This window comes from Actinosynnema sp. NPDC059797 (assembly GCF_042732085.1).
GTDB lineage: Bacteria > Actinomycetota > Actinomycetes > Mycobacteriales > Pseudonocardiaceae > Actinosynnema.
Genome location: NZ_JBHWIE010000127.1, coordinates 1 through 19,591 on the forward strand (window position 1 = coordinate 1; position 19,591 = coordinate 19,591).

A 19,591-nucleotide genomic window follows, 5' to 3' on the forward strand; every position below is an offset into this window, starting at 1 on the left:
GACGAGGCCCCGCCCCCGGTCGTACCACCGGGGGCGGGGCCTCGTCGGCGTGATCCGGTCGCCGCCGCGGGGGGACGCGAAAGTCGGGTGCGCGCACCGCGACGGGTTTGCCACCATCGGGGGCGTGTCCGTACTGACAGCCCGCAACGTCACGCTGTCGTTCGGTCCGCGGACCGTGCTCTCGGAGGTGGACCTCGACGTCCCGGCGGGCCGACGCACGGGCCTCCTCGCACCGAACGGCGCCGGCAAGTCGACCCTCCTGCGGGTCCTCGCCGGCGAGCTGAAACCCGACGAGGGCTCCGTCGTCGCCCGCGGCACGGTCGCCCACCTCACGCAGGAAACCTCCGTCCACCCCGGCGAATCGCTGCGCGACCACCTCGCCCGCCGCACCGGCGTCGCCGCCGCCACCCGGTCGTTCGAGGACGCCACCCGCCTGCTCGCCGACGGCGCGCCCGGCGCCGACGACGCCTACGCGCGGGCGTTCGACGAGTGGACCGCCTCCGGCGCGCCCGACTTCGACGACCGCGCCGACGAGGTCTGCGACCGGCTCGGCCTGCCCGCCGGCCTGCTCGACGACCGCGGCGCCGACCAGCTCTCCGGCGGCCAGTCCGCCCGGCTCAGGCTCGCCGCCGTCCTGCTGACCACCGCCGACGTGCTGCTGCTCGACGAACCGACCAACGACCTCGACCTCGCCGGCCTGGAACTGCTGGAGGACCACGTCCTCCGCAGCCCCGCCGCCATGGTCCTGGTCAGCCACGACCGCGAGTTCCTCGCCCGCACCGCCACCGCCGTCGCCGAACTCGACGAGTTCACCCACCGGGTCACCGTCTTCGGCGGCGGCTGGGACGCCTACGCGCAGGAACAGGCCAACGCCCGGCGACGGGCGCGCGAGGACTACGAGGCGTACGCGGCCAAACGGGACGGGCTCGTGCAACGCGCCCGGCAGGCGCGCGAGTGGTCCCGGGCCGGCGTGCGGCGCAACGCGAAGTCCGACGAGAGCGACAAGAACATCAAGTTCGCGCGCAAGCAGGGCGCCGAGAACACCGCCGGCGGGGCGTCCGCCGCGGAACGCGCGCTGGACCGGCTGGAGGAGGTCGAGGAACCGCGCGAGCCGTGGGAGCTGCGGCTGACCCTGCCCAGCGCCGGACGCGGCAGCCAGGTCGCGTTCACCCTGCGCGGCGCCTGTTTCGGCCGCGGCGACGTGACGCTCGGACCGGTCGACTGGACCGTCGGCGCGGGCGAGCGCTGGCGCATCACCGGACCGAACGGCTCGGGCAAGTCGACCCTGCTGGCGGCCCTCCTCGGCCGGCTGCCGCTGACCGCGGGCTCGCGCGCCGAAGGGCCGAACGTGGTCGTCGGCGAGGTCGACCAGCTGCGGGCCGAGTTCGCGGTGACCACGCCCGTGCTGGAGGTGGTGACCGGGCTGACCGGCCTGACCGACGTCGAGGCCCGCACCCTGCTGGCGAAGTTCCGGGTCGGGGCGGACGCGGTGCTGCGACCGGCGGCGTCGCTGTCACCGGGTGAGCGGACCCGGGCCGGGCTCGCCGTGCTGCAGGCGCGCGGCACCACGTGCCTGGTGCTGGACGAACCGACGAACCACCTCGACCTGGCGGCGATCGAACAGCTCGAGCGGGCGCTGGCGGACTACGCGGGCACGCTGCTGCTGGTGACGCACGACCGGAGGTTGGCCCAGGCGGTGGGGGTGGACCACACCTTGGACGTGACGACCCTGGCAAGATAGACCCATGGGCACCGAGGAGGACTGGCCGATCGAGCAGACGTGGTCGCTGCGCAACACGCACTGGCACGCGTACGTGGAGCACACCTCTCTTGATCACGCGTCCCCGAGGTCCGAGCGCCTGGAGCGGACGCCGGAGGAGGTCCTGACCACGCCGGCGGAGGTGGCCGCGTGGCTGGAGGTCAACCTGCGCAGCGCGACCAAGCCGGAGGAGGCGGGGAAGAAGCGCACCAAGGACGAGCGCGACTTCTCCGACTCGAACCGCGTGCACACCTCGCTGGCGTCGATGGGCGAGAGCATCTACACCGGGGTGAAGGGGATGCTGACGCTCGCGGTGGAGGCGGTGACGCCCGACGAGTGCCGCAACACGCACGACGGGGCCGACGTGGCGCCGCTGAAGGCCGGCCGTCGCCGCTGAGGCCGTCGCCGCCGAGTCGGGCTCCGCGACGGGGTGGGTGTCGTCGGAAAGACGACACGTACGAGTTAACGGGGCCTGATCCGGGATCGATGTCAACGCCGCCGACGTTGCCGAGATATGGAGGCGGCGCGGCGGGCGGGGCAGACGGGTAGGGCGAGTGCGCGGGTCCGGGTTCCTTGAGGTCCCGGGCACTCGTGAACTTCGGTTGCTCATTGCTCACGGCCGGGCTTGTGGTGGTCCGGGGGCTGGGACTCGGGATGGTGTCGGGAGCGCGGCGCGGCGTGTGGTGCCGGGAGTTCGGCGCGGCGTGTGGTGCCGGGAGTTCGGCGCGGTGGCGTGGTGCTGGGAGTTCGGCGTGACGCGTGGAGTCAGGAGCGCGGCTCCGGGGCGCGGCGCTTGGGGGCGTGGTGCCAGGAGCGCGTTTCGCGGGGTGGCTTGCTTGGCCTGCCCTGGGGTGACGGTCGGCTGGGTGTCGGCGGCGGGCCGGGCCGGGCTGGGCCGGGCCGGGCTGGTCAAGGGGATGACGGGTCCAGGCCCAGGGCGGGCAGGATGGCCTGGTCGATGATGGCTTTGAGATCGGCCTCGTCCGGTGGTGCTCCGGTGTCCAGGAAGCGCTTGGTGACCAGGGCTTCGCCGATGTCGGTCACGACCGGGGTCAGTCGGTCGGGTGGGAAGTGGCCTCGTTCGGCGTAGTGGTGGAGCACCGTGCTGGTGAACGTGCCGCCGCGCTTGGAGAAGACCTCGTCGAACAGGGCTTGGGACGCGCGTTGGCTCCCCGCCGGGTCGGTGAGCACCGCGGCTACCGCTCGGCCCGCTGGGCTGAGCATCCACTTGATCATGAGCTGCAAGGCTCGGAGCAGGTCGCCGCGCAGGTCGTCCGCGGTTGGGGTTGGTTCTTCCACCGGGTGGGCGTGGTAGAGGGCGTCCAGGAGCACCTCGACCGGGTCTGACCAGCGCCGGTACAGGGTGGTGCGCGGGGTGGCGGCCCGTTTGCCTATGCCGTCCATGGTGAGCCTGCCCACGCCTACCTCGGCCACCTCGGCCAGGACTGCGTCGTGGATGGCTTTCAGCAGTTCTTCGCCTCGGCGGCGAGTCCGGGGAGAGGGAGGGGGAGGCGGAGGGGAAGCGGGAGGGGGAGGGGAAGCGGGGGAGGGAGTGGGGGAGGGAGTGGGAGTGGTGCGTTTGGTCATCGGTACCCCTTGATCAGATACGCCTTTGTAGCTTAGCTTGTGGCTTAGATACAGCCGTGTAGCTAAGTGGGGGTTGTGGGATGTCTGTTGGTGGGTTTTCCGGCGGGGGTGGTGGGGTCGGGGCCGTTCCGCTCGACCGGCGTGCCCTGGCTCCTGACCTCGCCCGTGGGGTGATGCTGCTGCTCATCGCGTTGGCGCACGCCCACATGTACCTGGCCGGGAACCGGACCGGGTTTCGCGGTTACGACCTGGACGGGAGTGCCGTCGACCGGGTTGTCGCGGCGGTTCAGGTGCTCCTCGTGGACGGGCGGGCGTTGCCCATGTTCGCCGCGTTGTTCGGCTACGGGTTGGTCCGCCTCGCCGATCGGCTCGCCGGCCGCCTCGCCCCCGCCGAGCCCTTCGCCGGCCGGTTCGTGGCGGGACCGGGGACGACTGCGAGGACGGCAGCGGGGACGACAGCAGGGACGACTGTGGGGACGGCTGCGAGGACGGCAGCGGCCACCGGCCCCGGCGGCGCGGACGGGAGTTGGCCGCACGTGCGGCGGGTGTTGCGCCGGCGCAGCCTGTGGCTGCTGGCGTTCGGCGCCTGTCACGCCCTGCTGCTGTTCTTCGGCGACATCCTCGGCGCCTACGGCCTGATCGGCCTGCTCCTCATCGGCTTCCTGCGCCGCGACGACCGGGACGTGCTGCGGGCCGCCGGGGTCGGGCTCCTCCTGCACGTCGTCGTGATCGGGGCCTTCGGGCTGCTCACCGTCCACGCGCCCAAGGGCGACACGCCCGCCGCGATGGCCGACCCCGTCGGGGCCGCGGTGGCGCGGGTGGTCGCCTGGACCGCGATGACGCCGACCTGGTTCGTCGCGAGCGCCGTCCCGACGTTCCTGCTCGGCATCTGGGCGGCGCGTCGCCGGCTGCTCGACGAGCCCGGCCGGCACCGGGCGCTGCTCCGCCGGGTCGCGGTGGCCGGTGTCGGCGCGGCGGTCGTGGGCGGGTTGCCGCTGATGCTGGTCGACGCGGGGCTCTGGGCGCCGCCGGCGGCGGTGTCCGTGCCGGCGTACGTGCTGCACAGCGTGGCCGGCGTGGCCGGCGGGCTCGGGTACGCGGCCCTGGTCGGGCTGGTCGCGGCACGGGTGGGGGAGCGGCGGGGACCGGTGGTCGGCGCGCTGGTCGCGTGCGGCCAGTGGTCGTTGACCTGCTACCTGCTCCAGTCGGTGGTGTTCGTCGCGGTGTTCGCGCCTTACGCGGGCGGTGTGGGGTTGCGCGCGGGTGACGCCGCCGCGTCGGGGATCGCGGTGGTCACGTGGCTGGGCACGGTGGTGCTCGCGTCGCTCCCCGGGCTGCGCGGGCGCCGGGGGCCGGCCGAGTCCCTGTTGCGGCGGCTCACCTACGGGCGTTCCGGTTGACGGTGTGACCGGGTGCGCGCCCCGCACCCGGTCACGCTCACGGCGCGACCGGCCAGGTGTGGACCGGTTCGCCGCCGTGCATGAGTTCGACGTACCGCGCGAGCATCTCCGACAGCGCCTCGTCGCGGTCCACGCCCCTCTCCTCCATCAGCGTGACGGTCTCGCGCTGCCACTGGGACCCGGTGCGGCGCGCCAGGCACCGCGCCTCGATCACCCCGAGGTACCGCTCGCGGGCCTCGTCGGACACGCCGCAGTCCTTCAGCCCCTCGTGCGCCAGCGGCAGCAGCCGCCGCAGGACGAGTTCGTCCGGCGGCACCCAGCCGATGCCCGGCCAGTACAGCTGCGCGCTCATGCCGTGCCGGGAACCCGAGTACAGGTTCTCCTCGGCCGCGTGGAAGGACATCTGGCTCCACAGTGGACGTTCCGCCGTGGTAAGGGCGCGTTGGGCGCCGTAGAAGAACGCGGCGTTCGCCATGGTGTCCAGGACCGTCGGCCCGGCCGGCAGCACCCGGTTCTCCACGCGCAGGTGCGGCACGCCGTCCACGACGTCGTACACCGGGCGGTTCCAGCGCCACACCGTCCCGTTGTGCAGGCGCAGCTCGGTGAGCGACGGGGTGCCGCCCGCGCCGAGCACGTCGAGCGGGTCCTCCTCGCCGGTCTCGGGCAGCAGCGCCGGGAAGTACCGCACGTTCTCCTCGAACAGGTCGAAGATCGACGTGATCCACCGCTCGCCGAACCACACGCGCGGTCGCACGCCCTGGTTCTTCAGCTCCTGCGTCCGGGTGTCCGTCGCCTGGAGGAACAGCGGGATGCGGGTCTCGTGCCACAGCGCCCGCCCGAGCAGGAACGGCGAGTTCGCCGCGATCGCCACCTGCACCCCGGCCAGCGCCTGCGCCGCGTTCCAGTGGGCCGCGAAGTCGTCGGGCGCGACCTGCAGGTGCAGCTGCACGGACGTGCACGCCGCCTCCGGCATGATCGACTCGGCGTAGCTGGACAGCCGCTCGCCGGAGCGCCCCGGCAGCGGCGCGCCCTCCATGTTCAGCGCGACCTCCTCGCCGCGCTCGGCCAGGATCCGGTCGTTGAGCACGGCGTAGCGCGGCTGCGCCGACAGCCACCGCCGGTCGAAGTGCTCGTGCCGCAGCGTGGGCAGCACCCCGATCATCACGATCGACGTGCCCGCGTCGTGCGCCTTGTCCTCGGCCGACGCCAGGGTGGTGATCAGCTCGCGCTCCAGGTCGAGCGTCTCGTCGCCGGCCAGTTCGCGCGGCGGGACGTTGACCTCCAGGTTGTGCTGGCCCAGCTCCAGGGTGAACGACGGGTCGTCGATCTTCTCCAGCACCTCGGAGTTGGCCATCGCGGGCCGGCCCGCCCGGTCGACCAGGTTCAGCTCGATCTCCAGGCCCATCTGCTGGCGCGGGAAGGAGAAGCTGTCCTCAACCAGCATGGTGCCCAGCGCGTCCATGCACCGCTGCATGCGCTCCCGGTAGCGTTGGCGGTCTTCCCTGGTGAACGTCCGAGTGGACACATCCCTACCCATGCCGCCTCCCAATCGGTTCGGGCTGCTCCGGCGGGCTCAGCGGAGGTCAACCGTGGCACAGCAACCACCGGCCGGCCAGCGCCCAAATCGGTGCTCTCTGTCACATAGCAGTAACAATGAGCAAGAATTGCCTGGTGGTGGGCTTGTGCCGGCGACCTTCGGTTCTGCGAGTGATGTTCACGTGCCAGGAGGTGGGACACTGCCCGCGTGATCGAGATCGACGACCCGGCGGACCCGCGCCTGGACGACTTCCGGGACCTGTCGACGGCCGACCGCCGCCCCGACCGGCCCGGCGGGCGCGGCCTGGTGATCGCCGAGGGCGTGGTCGTCGTCGAACGCCTGCTCGCCTCGCCCTACCCGGTGCGGGCGCTGCTCGGCGTGCGCCGCCGCGTCGAGGCGCTCGGCGACCTCCCGGCGCCCGCCTACGTCACGTCCGCCGAGGTCATGGCCGAGGTGGTGGGCTTCCACCTGAACCGGGGCGTGCTCGCCGCCGCCGACCGCGCGCCGCAGCCCGACCTCGCGGACCTGGTCGCGTCGTCGCGCCGGCTGGCCGTGCTGGAGGGCGTCGGCGACCACGAGAACCTGGGCTCCCTGTTCCGCAACGCCGCCGCGCTCGGCATCGACGGCGTGCTGCTCGGGCCGGGGTGCAGCGACCCGCTGTACCGGCGCAGCGTGCGCGTCTCGATGGGTCACGTGCTGCGTGTGCCGTTCGCCTCGATGCCCGACCTGGCCGGCGGGCTGGGGCTGTTGCGCGACAACGGTTTCACCGTCGCCGCCCTGACGCCGCGCGCCGACGCGGTCGGCCTGGCCGACGCCGGGCTGCGCGGGCGGAGGGTCGCGGTGATGCTCGGCTCCGAGGGGCCCGGCCTCACCGAGGCGGCCATCGGGGCGGCCGACCTGGCCGTGCGCATCCCCATGGCCGGGGGCGTCGACTCGCTGAACGTGGCCACCGCCGCCGCGATCGCCTTCTACGCGATCGCCTGAACCGCTACGTTCTTCCCGAGCAGAGGAGGGCACAGGTGGAACTGCGGGTCCAGGACGGCCGGGCCGTGCTCGCGGGTCGCGACGACGAGGCCGAGCGGGAAGTCGACCCGCACAGCCTGCCGCTGGGCGCGGGCCTGGCGGACGCGCTGCACGAGTGGGCGAAGGTGGCCGACGCGGTGGTGCGCAGCGACACGCCCTCCGACGGCGCGGCGGGCGCGCTGGTGTCCCGGCGCGGGCGGCAGCTGGCCGGTCGGCTCGCCTCCGACATGGGCTCCCCGGTGCGGTACGCCGACCCGGTGACCGGCGAGCTGGTCACCGTGGAGGCGCCCGAGGAGCCAGAAGGCGACGAGGACGTCGAAGGCGCTGAGGGCGCTGAGGGCGCCGAGGAGACCGAGGGGTCGGGAGAGGCCGCCGGCCCGGACGCCGACGGGGAGGCCGAGCCGAAGGAGCCGACGCCCTGGGGCACGGGCCTCACCGTCACCGCGATCGTCGGCGCGGTGGTGACGTTCACCGTCTACACGCTGTCGGTGGGGCTGGGCGAGACCAGCCAGTGGCTGGCGGTGCTGGCGAACGCGCTGGTCGTCGGCGGCATCTCGCCGTCCGTGTGGCTGGCGCGCAAGACGCCGGTGTGGCGGTGGGTCGCCTACGGCGTCGTGGTCGGCATCGGGGTGGCCTGGCTGTCGCTGCTGCTGAACAACCTGCTCTGACGCGGGCCGCGGGCCCGACGAGGGGCGAACGGGGGCCGGCCGGTGCGGAACCGGCCGGCCCCCGCCGTCACACCAGGGAGTCCCGCCACGCCGCGTGCAGCGCCGCGAACCGCCCGCGCCCGCCGATCAGCTCCTCCGGCGACCCGTCCTCCACCACGCGCCCGCCGTCGAGCACCAGCACCCGGTCGGCGATCAGCACGGTCGACAGCCGGTGGGCGATGATGAACGCCGTCCGGTCCGCCAGCACCGTCTCCAGCGCGCCCTGCACCAGCCGCTCCGTCGGCACGTCCAGGCTCGACGTCGCCTCGTCCAGCACCAGCACCGCCGGGTCGGCCAGGAACGCCCGCGCGAACGCCACCACCTGCCGCTGCCCCGCCGACAGCCGCCCGCCGCGCTTGCGGACGTCCGTGTCGTAGCCCTCGGGCAGGGCCCGGATGAACTCGTCGGCGCCCACGGCCCGCGCCGCCGCCTCGACCTCCTCGCGCGTCGCCGACGGCCTGCCCAGCGCGATGTTGTCCAGCACCGACCCGTCGAACAGGAAGTTCTCCTGCGTCACCATGACCACCGCCCGCCGCAGCTCGGCGTCGGCCACCGACCGCAGGTCGACGCCGTCGAGCAGCACCGCGCCCTCGGACGGGTCGTAGAACCTCGCCACCAGCTTGGCCAGCGTCGACTTGCCCGCGCCGGTCGCGCCGACCAGCGCCACGGTCTGCCCGGCGGGCACGGTCAGGTCGAACCTCGGCAGCACCAGCGGCGAGCCCGGCGCGTACCGGAACCCGACGCCCTCGAAGCGCACCGCGCCGCGCACGTCGCCCAGCGGCGTCGGGTCCTCCGGCTCGCGCACGGCCGGCTCCTCCTCCAGCAGCCCCGAGATCTTCTCCAGGGCCGCGGTCGCCGACGCGTAGGCGTTGGTGAACATCGCGAGCTGGTCGAACGGGTCGTAGAACCGCCGCACGTACAGCGTGAACGCGGCCAGCACGCCCAGCTCCAGGTCGCCGCCAGCCACCCGGAACGCGCCCCACGCCAGGATCACCGCCAGCGACAGGTTGCCGATCACGCGCACCGACGAGGTGTAGGCCGCCATCACGCCCATCGCGTCGGTGTTGGCGTCCCGGAACCGGCCGTTCAGCTCCGCCATGATCGAGGCGTTCCGCCGCTCCCGCCGGAACGCCTGCACCGCGCGGATGCCGTTCATGGTCTCCACGAACTGCACGATGATCCGCGCGATGGCGCCGCGCGTGCCCCGGTACGCGGTGCCCGACCGCCGCTGGAACCAGCGGGTCAGCAGCACCAGCGGCACGAAACCGGACAGCACCACCAGGGCCAGCGGCACGTCCAGCCAGAGCAGCACCACCGAGATGCCCAGCAGCGACAGCAGCGAGGTGAAGAACCCGTCCAGGCCCTCCTCCAGCAGGTCCTGGAGCGAGTCGACGTCGCTGGTCGCCCGCGAGATGACCTTGCCGGAGGTGTACTCCTCGTGGAACGAGATCGACAGCCGCTGCGCGTGCCGGAAGATGCGCTCCCGCAGCACCAGCAGCACGTCCTGCCCGATGCGGCCGGTCAGCCGCACGAACGACCAGCGCAGCAGGGTCGCGGTGAGCGCCGCCGCCGCGTACCCGCCGACGCACCACGCCAGCGCGTCCGGCCGCCCGTCCAGCGCCGCCGGCACGCCGGTGTCGATCGCGGCGGCGATCAGCAGCGGCCCGGCCAGGTTGACCAGGTTCTCCGCCACCACGATCACCAGCGCCAGCACCGCGGTCCGGGTGTGGGGCCGCAGCAGCTCCGCCAGCAGCCGCCGCGACCGCGCCTGGAGCTTCGCGCCCGTGGCGTGGTCGACCTCCTCGACGTCCTCGGCGGCGACACCCCGCCAGGACTCCTCGCCGGCCCGCTCCGCCTGCTCCGCGACCGCGGTCACGCCGCCACCTCCTCGTCCTCCAGGGTCGCCAGCAGGTGCCGGTAGACCTCGTCCTCGGCCAGCAGCTCGGTGTGCGTGCCGACCGCCGCGATCCGGCCGTCGACCAGCACCGCCACCCGGTCGGCCAGCTGCACCGTGCTCGGCCGGTGCGCCACGACCAGCGCCGTCACGTCCTTGAGCACGCGCCGCAGCGCCGCCTCCACCTCGGCCTCGGTGTGCACGTCGAGCGCCGACAGCGGGTCGTCCAGCACCAGCACGGCGGGCCGGCCGACCACGGCGCGCGCCAGCGCCAACCGCTGCCGCTGGCCGCCGGACAGCGACAGGCCCTGCTCGCCGATCCGCGTGTCCAGGCCCCACGGCAGCGCGTCCACGAACTCCTCCGCCCGCGCCACCCGCAGCGCCTCGCGCACCCGCTCCTCGTCCACGCCCTCCACGCCCAGCGCCACGTTCTCGGTCACGCTCGCGGAGAACAGGATCGGCTCCTCGAACGCGGTGCCCACGACCTCCCGCAGCCGCGCCAGGTCCAGGTCGCGCACGTCGACCCCGTCGATGGTGACCCGGCCGCCCGTGACGTCCGCCAGCCGCGGCACCAGCGCGGTGAGCGTGGTCTTGCCCGAACCGGTCGCCCCGACCAGCGCGACCGTCTCGCCCGGCCGCACCTCCAGGTCCACGCCGCGCAGCACCTCGTGCTCGGAACCCGGGTGGGTGAAGTGCACGCCCTCGAACCGGACGTGCCCGCGCACCGGCTCCGGCAGCGCCTCCGGCCGGGCCGGGCCGCTGATCTCCACGGGCGCGTCGACCACCTCGAAGTACCGCTCCAAGGCCGACGCGGTCGAGTTCGTCTCCGCCAGCAGCCACCCGATCGAGTCGACCGGCCAGCGCAGGTAGGCGCTCACCGTGACGGCCGCGACGAGCGTGCCGACGGTCAGCGTCCCGTCCGCGATGCCGACCGCGCCGAACGCCAACTGGCCCGCGATGCCCAGCTCGGGCAGCACGATCAGCACCGCCCACAGCGCCGCGAACACCTTCACCTTGGCGATCTCGCTGGACCGCAGCTCCCGCGCCTGCCGCAGGAACCGCCCGGTCAGGTGCGGCCCGCGGCCGAACGCCTTGAGCACCCGGATGCCCAGCACCGACTCCTCGACCACGGTGGTCAGGTCGCCGGCCTGGTCCTGCGCCCGCCGCGCCACCACCTTGAACTTCGCCTCGAACAGGTAGGACAGGGCCATCAGCGGCAGCGTGCAGGCCAGCACGACCGCGCCCATCGCCGGCGACAGCCAGAACAGCACCCCCAGCCCGGTCACCACGACCAGGGTGTTCACCACCAGGAACACCAGCGAGAAACCCACGAACCGGCGAACCTGGGTCAGGTCCGTCGTGGCGCGCGACAGCAGCTGCCCCGACTGCCACCGGTCGTGGAAGGACACCTGGAGGTCCTGGAGGTGGTGGTACAGCTCGGCGCGCATCCGCGCCTCGACGTCCGACGCGGGCCGGGCGATCAGCTTGCGGCGCGCGTAGAACAGGCCGGCCTCGGCGCAGCCCAGCAGCACGATCAGGCCGACGAGCGGCGGCAGCGCGGCCAGGTCGCGGTCGGCGATCGGGCCGTCCACGATCCTCTGGGTGATCAGCGGGATGCCCAGTCCGCACAGCATCGCGAGCAGGGTGGCGACCATGCTCAACGCGATCGGCGTGCGCACGGGCTTGAGGTACGGCCACAAGCGGCGCAGGGTCGCCGCCGTGGAAGTACGTTCTTGAGACACGTGTCCCCCTCCGGTCCACCTCGACGGTACGAAGGCGGACCACGGTCGGCATCCTGTTTTCCCCCGCGAACACTGCTCGCTCTAGTTAGGTGGAGGTCAAGGTGGAGGTCCGGTTCATGCGCGCGGAGCCGACGATGGCGTTCCCGCGCGGCAGGCTGCTGGCCGTGCGCGGCGGCAGGCTGCACGTGCTCGCGCCCGACGGCTGGGACGCGGTCGGCGGCGCCCAGCCCGAGGGCGCCCGCCCGATCGACCGCGCCGAGGCCGAGGAGTGGTGCCGCTACGAGGGCGTGGACCCGGCGCTGCTCGACACCGTGCCCAGGCCCGCGTGAGTCCGGGCCCGCGCAGTTCGGGCGGCTACTTGCGGCGGCGCAGCCCGGCGGGCGCCGTGAGCAGGCCCGCGACGCCGTAGCTGAGACCGGCGAGCAGGATCAGCACGGTCCACCGGTCGCCGACGCCGGCGAGCCGCTCCGGCAGCCCGAAGAAGTGCGCGAGCGCCAGCAGCACCGGCCCGCTCAGCACCACCGGCCACACCGGCCGCACGTTCAGCAGCCACAGCACCGGGCCCGCCATCAGCCCGCTGACCACCAGCGCGACCGGCAGCCCGATCACCACCAGCACGAGGAACTCGCCGAACGTGGTCTCGTTCACCACCCGGTCGAGCAGCCCCTCCCGGTACGCCCACACCCACGCGGCCAGCAGCGCCGCGCCCACGGCGGCCGACACCAGGACGCGCACGAGCACCTTGACGGCGGAACCGCCCGCAGCGGGGCGCGGGGTGTCAGTCACGGCCGGCAGCGTGTCCCACCGGGTGGCGGGCCGTCACCGGCGCGGCCAGCGCGAACCCGAGCGCGCCCGCCAGCAGCCCGCCGCCGGGCACCTGCACCCACACCGTGGTCAGCGTCAGCACCGCGGTGAACGTCACGCCGACCGCGGCGAACCCCAGGGGCCGCGCCTGCCGGGTGGCGACGAGCAGCAGCCACGCCAGCAGCACCCCCAGCACCAGGCCGACCGGGGTCGGCACCAGGCCGAGGCCCAGGCAGTCCCAGTCGTCGGTCGAGCACACCACCCCGGCGGCGATGAACTCGCGCAACCCCCACCAGACGGCGCCCACCAGGACCCCGACCAGCGCGCCGATGACCAGCCGTCCCACCATGGGCACCGGTTACCCGGCCGGTCACGCACCGCGAACACCCCCGACGGAGGGATGACCGCTTCCCGTCGCTGGTCGGTACTTGTCATGGGGGCGACCGGCGGGCCGGACGCACCCACAATGACCGGGTGGTCGCATCGATGGGCGCGAAGCGGGTGGTCCCGGCGGGCACCCTGGTGTGGCGGGTCACCCAGGGCGCGGCGCGGGGTCGCCGGACGCTGTCGGTGGCGCCGAACCAGGTCACGGCCCTGGTCGAGCACCTGGCGCCGGGGTCCCGGTTCACCGACGGCGGCCGGCGGGTGCGGCGCGACCGGGTCGCCGGCGCCGTGCTCGGCGCCCTGCGCGCCACCACCGACCTGGTGCTGCTCGACGCCGGGGGCGACCGGGAACTCACCCCCGCCTACCTCGCGGGGGTCCGCGCCTCCGAGCCGCCGGTGCACGGCGTCTCACGGCCCTCGGCTGCCGACCTGCCCCGACCGGCCTGGGAGCTGTTCACCGACCGGTGTGCCGACGGGGTGCTCAGCGCCGTCCCCGAGCTGGAGCGGCGGCTCGACGCGGCGGGCGCGGCGCCCTGGTTGAACGATTTACTGGCCGCCTACCGGCTGGAGGTGCCGCCCGGCGACCTGCCCGCCGTGTTCCTCAACTACCGCAACGGCGACAGCCTGGACGTGGTCAAGCAGCTCGACGCCGTGCTGTGTCGGCGCATCGGCCCGGAGCTGGTCTTCAGGGCCGGGCGGTCGCTGGTGCCCGGTCGGGAGTTCCCGGTCGACCTGCTGCGCATGGCGGGCGGCGCCCGCGTGCTGGTCGCGGTGATCGGCACGAAGTGGGAGACCGCCTACGACGCGAACGGCACCCCGTACCTGCACCGGCCGGACGACTGGGTGCGCCGGGAGATCGCCGAGGCGTTGCGCAACCGAGTGCGCGTGGTGCCGCTGCTGGTCGGGGCGCGCCCCAGGCTCAATGGCGCGTCGCTGCCCGAGGACATCCGGCGGCTCGCCCTGCTGCAGGACATCCACGTGCTCAGGGAGAGCACCGACGCGGTGTTCGAGGCGGTCGCCGACGAGCTGCTGAAAGACGTCCCGGGCCTGCCGGGCTGAGCGCTCCGGCCTCGGGCGGTCCCGGTTCCCGGTCGTGGCCCCGTCACACCCAGCCGCGCTTGGCTGCCGCGACCCCCGCCGCGAACCGGCTGTTCACACCCAGCGCCGTGTAGATCGCCTTGATGTGCCGGCGCACCGTGGTGGTGCTCAACCGCAGCCGGCGTGCGATCGCGGCGTCGCCCTCCATGGTCATCAGACCGAGTATCTTGCGCTGGACCTCGGACAGCGCCGGGCCCGCAGCGGTGGGGTCGATCGTCGCCGAGTCGGACCACAACAGGTCGAACCACTCGCCGAGCATCGACACGATCGCCGGCGTGCGGACCAGCAGGGCCGTCTGCGCCGAGCGGTCGGCCGACACCAGCGCCACCGAGTCGTCCACGTGCAGCATCTTCAGCGGCACCTCGCGGCGCAGGCGCACCTCCTCGCCGTGCCGCGCCGAGGTCTCCACGATCCGCGAACCCGCAGCGGTGGCCAGGTAACCCGCCTGGTAGATCATCTGGAACCGGGCGGTGGTGCTCTTGGGCGGCACGCGCACGCGGTCCTTGGTCGGCCGGGTCGGGAACTCGCCCGTCTCCGTGCCCCGCAAGCGCCGCTTCGCCGACGGGTACAGCTCGGCGGCCCGGGTGACGACCTCCTGGAAGTTCGCCAGGGGCACGACCCCGTCCAATTCGCCGGGCGAACCGCCGCCGACGTCCTGGGGGAGCAGCGCGGTCAGCCGGTCCCACCCCTCCAGCAGGCGCTGCTGGTGCGTGATGTGCTCCTGCTGCCTGCGTTCGAGCAGCACCCTGAGCGCGACGGCGTGGTCGATGGGACGGATCAGGGAATCATCGTCGCCGGAACGGAAAATCAGCCCCAGGTCGAGCAGTTCGGCGGCGGCTTCCGTGCGGAGGTCGATCTCGCCGAGGCCGCAACCGATCCGTTGTGCCCCACTCGCGAGTAACCGCAAAAAGAGGGATTCCGCAGCCGGGCCGACCAAACCGGCGAGCGGTTGACTTCGCTCGACCGAGCCCATGCGCACGTCCCTTCGACTGGTGGAACGAGGGGAATGAGGTCGACACCTTAACGGTTCCGGTGACGGACAGGGGGTGGAACCGGCGCGCTCCCCCTCGCGCGCCGGCCCGTGTCCGCCTGGTGGCGGACACGCCTCATCCCCAACCGTTCCCGTCGTCGGAGGTCGCGCCACCGCCGGTGCTCGCGGCAGCCGCCGCGGTCGTCGAGGTGCGGATCAGGGTGTCGGACCACCAGGTGGTGGCAGCACGGGCGGCGCGGTGTCGCGTTCGTCGGCTCATCGGTGTCGGCTCCTCGCGGTGTCGTTCGTCGGGTCCGGCCGGCCGGTGGGTCCAGGGTGTCGCGAGCGGGAGCGGGTGGCGTGGTGTTTCCCGTTGCCCGCCGCGCGCGGTGACGGGAAACACCGCGGCCTTTACCACAACCGGATCCGCTCGGGGTGATCGGTGGTGGCCAGTGACAAGTACTTGTCACTCTGTGGGGCCGTAGAACAATGCGGACTCAGAATTGCGTCCAAAACCAGTAACGCGACGGTGGTCCGATTGCGAAGTCGGAACGTGTGCGCTGCGTGCATCCGGCCGATCGAGGAGTGAGACGTGGCTGAACCGGTAGAACCGGGCAACCGTGCCCGCGGTGACGATTCCGGCGTCGCGGAAATGGTGGAATCACCCGCAGAATTGCGGGTTGCCGCCGAAGTTGCGACCGGCGGGATCGAGGTCCCGCCGACCGGCGCCGGCGGCCCGGTCGAACAGCCGGTCGAGGGCGCGCCGGGGGAACGGGAACCCGACGCGCGGGCCCGGATCGACGACACCCCGGTGGACCGGTCGGCGGTCCTGCCCGCCGAGCCCGGACCCGCCGAGCCCGGACCCACCGAGCCCCTCGCGGAGGCGGTGGCGGGACTGGCCGAGCAGCTGCAGGCGCACCACGCCCGCGCCGAGGCGCGCGAACGCGTCATCGACCACCTGCACGCCGAGGTCGAGCGCCTTCGCCTGGGCGCACAGGGCCTGCTGCTCCGCCCGGTCGTCGCCGACCTGCAAAACCTGCGCCGCGAAATGTTGCACCAGGCGCGTACCTTGCCGGAGGGCTTGAGGCCCGACCAGACGGCGGCGCTGCTCGAGTCCTTCGCGCTCAGCGTGGAGCAGACCCTGGAGCGGTGCGGGACCGTGCCGATCCGCCCCCGTGCCGGCGATCCGTTCGACGCCCGTCGGCACCGGGCGGTCAAGGCGCTGGCCGCGGCCGGGCCGGAGGAGGACACCACGATCGCCGAGGTGCTGGCCGATGGCTACCTCGACACCGCGACCGGCCGGGTGACCGAACCGGCGCGCGTCCACGTCCGACGGTGGCGGGAAGACCGACCCGACACCGGTGATCAGGGGGAAGGCGATGTCTGAGCAGGGGATGCGGACCTACGGGATCGACCTGGGCACGACGTACTCGGCGATCGCGTACGTCGACGAGACCGGGCGACCGACGGTGTGCCGCAACACCGACAGCCTGGAGACGACGCCGTCGGTGGTCTACTTCGAGAACGAGTCGAACGTCGTCGTCGGCTCGGTGGCCAAGAACTCCGCGCTGACCTACCCCGACCGGGTCGTGCCGCTGATCAAGCGCCAGATGGGCACGAAGGCCGTCTTCCAGTACGACGGGAAGACCCACACCCCCGAGTCGATCTCGGCGCTGATCCTCAAGCAGCTCGCGCAGGACGCCGCCGACCAGACCGGGGAGCCGGTGGGCAGCGTGGTGATCACCGTGCCCGCCTACTTCGGCATGCTGGAGCGGGACGCGACCAAGAACGCGGGCCGCATCGCCGGGCTCGACGTGATCGGCATCGTGCCCGAGCCGGTGGCTGCGGCATTGCACTACGAGGCGACGACCGGCGCACGGGACAAGACGATCCTGGTCTACGACCTCGGCGGCGGCACGTTCGACACGACCGTGATCTCCGTGTCCGAGAACGAGATCACGGTGCTGTGCACCGACGGCAACGACCACCTCGGCGGCGCCGACTGGGACAGCAGGCTCCGCGACCACCTGCTGGAGAAGTTCTCCGAGCACGTCCCGCCGGGCATCGACCCGGAGGACGACGAGGAGTTCCTCCAGGCCTTGGCCAAGACCGCCGAGGAGACCAAGAAGCAGCTGTCCAGGGTGGAGTCGCGCCCGGTGCCGCTGCGCGGCGCGGGGGTGAGCGCCCGGATCGACGTCACGCGGGAGCAGTTCGAGGAGCTGACCGCCGACCTGCTCGACAAGACCGTCGACATCGTGCGCCGCACCCTGGACACCTTCCGCGCCAAGGCACCCGACCGCGAGATCGACGAGGTGCTGCTCGTCGGCGGCTCCACGAAGATGCCCGCCGTCGCGGCGCGGCTGCGGGCCGAGTTCGGCTGGGATCCCAAGCTGCACGACCCGGACTTGGCCGTCGCCAAGGGCGCGGCGTTGTACGCGCTGGGGCGCGTGGTGCACCGGGAGGCCGAGCAGGCGCGCGAGCGGGCGGGCGGCACCGAGGCCGAGAAGCGGGCGCGCGCCGCGGACGCCGTGGACGCGGTCGCAGCCCGGACCGGCATCTCCAGCGCCACGCTCCAGAGCCTGGTGGACAAGCGGACCAGCAACGTGCTGCCCAAGGCGTTCGGGGTCAAGCTCGTCGACACCAGCGACCCGGACTGGCGGTCCAAGCCGGTGCGCTACTACGTCGAGCACCTGGTGCACGCCAACGACACCCTGCCCACCGGCGACCGCGAGCTGGACGCCCGGACCGTCGAGGACGGCCAACGGGCCGTGGAGATCGAGCTGTACGAGCAGTCCGGCGAGGTCGCGGGTGAGGAGATGGACGAGAACAAGTTCCTCAACGAGGGCAGTGGCGCAATAGACGGGCTGCCGCCGCTGCCCGCCGGCTCGCCCGTGCGCATCGTGATGAAGGTCGACGAGGAGGGCCTGCTGGAGGTCACGGCGACCGAGGAGTCGACGGGCAAGGCACTGGACATCAAGGTCCGCGTGAGCGTCCTGAGCACTGAGCAGGTCGAGGAGGCCGTGGAGATGGTGTCGGGGCTGACGGTGTCGAGCTGATGGCCTCCTTCGACCCGAAGGCGTACGAGGAGTCGGTGGTCAAGCCGCTCAAGCGGCGCACGGCCGGCGACCTCCCAGACGACCTCGTCGCGCGCTACGCCATCGACCTCGCCATGTCCGACGGCGAGGTGGTGCGCAGGCTCGCCGAGATCCGGTCGCACTGGAACAAGGGCGCGCAGGCGAACGGCAAGCCCCAGTCGGTGCGCAGCGTCTACAAGGCGTTCCTGCGGGCCGACGAGGCTCTCCAGCGCGACTACGGCGCCGACCTCGGCCGGGTCGTGTGGTGGCGCGCGCGGGCGAAGTCGCGGGAGGGTGTGCGCGAGGCCCAGGTCACCGAACTGGCGGAGATCCTCCGCGCCGGGTTCGGCGACCTCGGGCTCATCGCCACCGGTCAGCTCCACGCGCTGCTCGGCTCCGCGTTCGCCGCGCTGTCGCCCGACGAGGTGGAGCGGGCACTCGCCGAGGTGGGCGTGCGGAGCGCCAGCCCGCGGGAGCTGCCGAAGTCGCCGGGTATCCCGAACGCGCAGTACCGGGAGCTGTGCCGCAGCCTCGTCGACGCCGACCTGGCGAGCGTGCCCGCCCTGCTGCACGGTCCGCTGAACTCGTTCCGCCTGCTCACCTCGTTCTCCGGCGACCCGCCCGCGCCGGCGGGGCTGACCGGCCACGCGGTGGAGGCCGCGGTCGACCGGGAGAACCGGCGTTCGGGCAACCAGGCCGCGCGGCAGGCGCTGGGCATCCTCTCCAGCGCCGCGAGGAGCGGCGTCGACCTGCGGGAACTCGCGCTCCACCACCTCCTCGACGACGTGCGGGAGCACCACCGCCAAGGGGTGCCCGCCGTGGCCCTGCTCAGGCGACTGGCCGCCACCGGGCTGGACCGGGACGAGGCGCGCGAGGCGGTGTTCAGCGTCCTCAACGAGTCCGGGCACGCCCCGGTCGGCGGCCTGTCCGCGGTCAAGGCGTTGCTGGAGGAGGGGCGGCTGGTCGCCGCCCGGCTGGCCGTCGGCGCGATGACGGCCTCCGACGACGCCACCGCCGCGCGGACCCTGGTCGACCGCCAGTCGGCCGAGGTGCGCCGGCTGCGCGAGGACGCGCGCGCCGCGTTGGGCGCCGGCGCCGAGGACGAGGCGCGGCACCTGCTCCGCCAGGCGGTGGCGCTGGCCGCCGACGACGAGGACCTGACCGCCGAGCTGCGCCGCATCCCACCCGCGCCGGTGCTCGGCCTGTCCGCCAATCCGGACGGGCTGTCCGTCCGCCTCGCCTGGCGCCCGGCGCCCAGCCACGACGGGGGGACGCGCTACCGGCTGGTGCGCCGCGAGGGCCGCGTCCCGGCCGACCCCGACGACGGGACCAGGGTGGTGGAGACGACCAAGGCCGTCGGGGTCGACGAACGCGTCCCGGCCGGGCGGCCGCTGGGCTATGCGGTGTTCGCAGGGGTGCCCGGCGGCGCGTGGTCGAGGGCGGCCGGCGCCACCATCGAGTTCCTGCCGCCAGTGCACGACGTCCGGCTGACCGTGGGCAACGGGGTGGTCGAGGGCCGCTGGCGGGCGCACCCCGACGTGCTGGCGGTGGAGGTGCGCCGCGACGGCGGCACTGCCGTGCCGACCGCGGGCCCGACGTCCTTCCGGGACCG

General features: G+C 73.4%; 18 protein-coding genes. 11 read left to right on the plus strand and 7 right to left on the minus strand.

The annotated features are described in order from the left end of the window. Window positions 1-124: 124 nt before the first annotated feature. Together ACFV4N_RS24770 and ACFV4N_RS24775 are read left to right on the plus strand one after the other, a co-directional pair. Window positions 125-1,741: an ABC-F family ATP-binding cassette domain-containing protein gene (locus ACFV4N_RS24770; RefSeq protein ID WP_499674977.1), complete on the plus strand. Its 1,617-nt coding sequence runs from the start codon at window positions 125-127 to the stop codon at window positions 1,739-1,741. Between the two features lie 4 nt (window positions 1,742-1,745). Next, on the plus strand, window positions 1,746-2,156 hold the full coding sequence (locus ACFV4N_RS24775) for a hypothetical protein (protein ID WP_415365190.1): 411 nt from the start codon (window positions 1,746-1,748) through the stop codon (window positions 2,154-2,156). Between the two features lie 512 nt (window positions 2,157-2,668). Here ACFV4N_RS24775 and ACFV4N_RS24780 read toward each other — a convergent pair. Then, window positions 2,669-3,193 (minus strand): TetR-like C-terminal domain-containing protein, encoded by a 525-nt coding sequence (locus ACFV4N_RS24780; RefSeq protein ID WP_499674978.1) that lies wholly within the window; start codon window positions 3,191-3,193, stop codon window positions 2,669-2,671. 326 nt (window positions 3,194-3,519) lie between these two features. Between ACFV4N_RS24780 and ACFV4N_RS24785 the strand changes: the two genes are divergently transcribed. Beyond that, on the plus strand, window positions 3,520-4,746 hold the full coding sequence (locus tag ACFV4N_RS24785; protein ID WP_499674979.1) for a DUF418 domain-containing protein: 1,227 nt from the start codon (window positions 3,520-3,522) through the stop codon (window positions 4,744-4,746). 37 nt (window positions 4,747-4,783) lie between these two features. Here ACFV4N_RS24785 and ACFV4N_RS24790 read toward each other — a convergent pair whose 3' ends face one another. Continuing rightward, window positions 4,784-6,283 carry a glutamate-cysteine ligase family protein gene (locus ACFV4N_RS24790; protein WP_499674980.1) on the minus strand — a complete coding sequence of 500 codons (1,500 nt, stop codon included), beginning with the start codon at window positions 6,281-6,283 and terminating at the stop codon, window positions 4,784-4,786. A gap of 207 nt (window positions 6,284-6,490) precedes the next feature. Between ACFV4N_RS24790 and ACFV4N_RS24795 the strand changes: the two genes are divergently transcribed. Together ACFV4N_RS24795 and ACFV4N_RS24800 are read left to right on the plus strand one after the other, a co-directional pair. After that, the gene (locus ACFV4N_RS24795) at window positions 6,491-7,267 is read left to right on the plus strand and encodes a TrmH family RNA methyltransferase (protein ID WP_499674981.1); all 777 of its coding nucleotides are present in this window, start codon (window positions 6,491-6,493) and stop codon (window positions 7,265-7,267) included. Between the two features lie 35 nt (window positions 7,268-7,302). Continuing rightward, the gene (locus ACFV4N_RS24800; RefSeq protein ID WP_499674982.1) at window positions 7,303-7,974 is read left to right on the plus strand and encodes a DUF2537 domain-containing protein; all 672 of its coding nucleotides are present in this window, start codon (window positions 7,303-7,305) and stop codon (window positions 7,972-7,974) included. Between the two features lie 67 nt (window positions 7,975-8,041). Here the strand turns inward: ACFV4N_RS24800 and ACFV4N_RS24805 are convergent, their stop codons facing one another. Further along, the gene (locus tag ACFV4N_RS24805) at window positions 8,042-9,889 is read right to left on the minus strand and encodes an ABC transporter ATP-binding protein (protein ID WP_499674983.1); all 1,848 of its coding nucleotides are present in this window, start codon (window positions 9,887-9,889) and stop codon (window positions 8,042-8,044) included. Further along, window positions 9,886-11,586 (minus strand): ABC transporter ATP-binding protein, encoded by a 1,701-nt coding sequence (locus tag ACFV4N_RS24810; protein WP_499674984.1) that lies wholly within the window; start codon window positions 11,584-11,586, stop codon window positions 9,886-9,888. The genes ACFV4N_RS24805 and ACFV4N_RS24810 overlap by 4 nt, the downstream gene beginning before the upstream one ends. 152 nt (window positions 11,587-11,738) lie before the next feature. Between ACFV4N_RS24810 and ACFV4N_RS24815 the strand changes: the two genes are divergently transcribed. Then, on the plus strand, window positions 11,739-11,978 hold the full coding sequence (locus ACFV4N_RS24815) for a hypothetical protein (RefSeq protein ID WP_499674985.1): 240 nt from the start codon (window positions 11,739-11,741) through the stop codon (window positions 11,976-11,978). A 25-nt stretch (window positions 11,979-12,003) separates the two neighbouring features. Here the strand turns inward: ACFV4N_RS24815 and ACFV4N_RS24820 are convergent, their stop codons facing one another. Further along, window positions 12,004-12,435, minus strand: coding sequence for a hypothetical protein (locus tag ACFV4N_RS24820; protein WP_499674986.1), 432 nt, complete (start codon window positions 12,433-12,435; stop codon window positions 12,004-12,006). Further along, window positions 12,428-12,802, minus strand: coding sequence for a hypothetical protein (locus ACFV4N_RS24825; RefSeq protein ID WP_499674987.1), 375 nt, complete (start codon window positions 12,800-12,802; stop codon window positions 12,428-12,430). Before ACFV4N_RS24825 ends, ACFV4N_RS24820 begins: the two co-directional genes overlap by 8 nt. A 125-nt stretch (window positions 12,803-12,927) precedes the next feature. Here ACFV4N_RS24825 and ACFV4N_RS24830 point away from each other — a divergent pair, with 125 nt between their 5' ends. Continuing rightward, the gene (locus ACFV4N_RS24830) at window positions 12,928-13,896 is read left to right on the plus strand and encodes a toll/interleukin-1 receptor domain-containing protein (RefSeq protein WP_499674988.1); all 969 of its coding nucleotides are present in this window, start codon (window positions 12,928-12,930) and stop codon (window positions 13,894-13,896) included. Window positions 13,897-13,939: 43 nt separating this feature from the next. Here the strand turns inward: ACFV4N_RS24830 and ACFV4N_RS24835 are convergent, their stop codons facing one another. Continuing rightward, window positions 13,940-14,680, minus strand: a complete 741-nt coding sequence (locus ACFV4N_RS24835; protein ID WP_499674989.1) for a helix-turn-helix transcriptional regulator — start codon at window positions 14,678-14,680, stop codon at window positions 13,940-13,942. Here ACFV4N_RS24835 and ACFV4N_RS24840 point away from each other — a divergent pair. From ACFV4N_RS24840 to ACFV4N_RS24855, 4 genes are all read left to right on the plus strand, one after another. Next, window positions 14,651-14,836 (plus strand): hypothetical protein, encoded by a 186-nt coding sequence (locus tag ACFV4N_RS24840; protein ID WP_499674990.1) that lies wholly within the window; start codon window positions 14,651-14,653, stop codon window positions 14,834-14,836. The genes ACFV4N_RS24835 and ACFV4N_RS24840 overlap by 30 nt on opposite strands. A gap of 661 nt (window positions 14,837-15,497) precedes the next feature. Then, entirely contained in the window at window positions 15,498-16,292 is a 795-nt protein-coding gene (gene grpE / locus ACFV4N_RS24845; protein ID WP_499674991.1) for a nucleotide exchange factor GrpE, read from the plus strand. Next, window positions 16,285-17,961, plus strand: a complete 1,677-nt coding sequence (locus tag ACFV4N_RS24850; RefSeq protein ID WP_499674992.1) for an Hsp70 family protein — start codon at window positions 16,285-16,287, stop codon at window positions 17,959-17,961. The genes grpE and ACFV4N_RS24850 overlap by 8 nt, the downstream gene beginning before the upstream one ends. After that, window positions 17,961-19,591, plus strand: a 1,631-nt coding sequence (locus tag ACFV4N_RS24855; RefSeq protein WP_499674993.1) for a SaeA-related protein, incomplete at its 3' end; no start/stop codon positions are given. The genes ACFV4N_RS24850 and ACFV4N_RS24855, both read left to right, overlap by 1 nt.

What these genes read in the sequence shown, in the direction of transcription:
- ACFV4N_RS24775 (WP_415365190.1), top strand. Translation starts at nt 1,746, where the DNA reads ATGGGCACCGAGGAGGACTGGCCGATCGAGCAGACGTGGTCGCTGCGC.
- ACFV4N_RS24785 (WP_499674979.1), top strand. Translation starts at nt 3,520, where the DNA reads ATGCTGCTGCTCATCGCGTTGGCGCACGCCCACATGTACCTGGCCGGG.
- ACFV4N_RS24790 (WP_499674980.1), bottom strand. Translation starts at nt 6,283, where the DNA reads ATGGGTAGGGATGTGTCCACTCGGACGTTCACCAGGGAAGACCGCCAA.
- ACFV4N_RS24825 (WP_499674987.1), bottom strand. Translation starts at nt 12,802, where the DNA reads ATGGTGGGACGGCTGGTCATCGGCGCGCTGGTCGGGGTCCTGGTGGGC.
- ACFV4N_RS24850 (WP_499674992.1), top strand. Translation starts at nt 16,285, where the DNA reads ATGTCTGAGCAGGGGATGCGGACCTACGGGATCGACCTGGGCACGACG.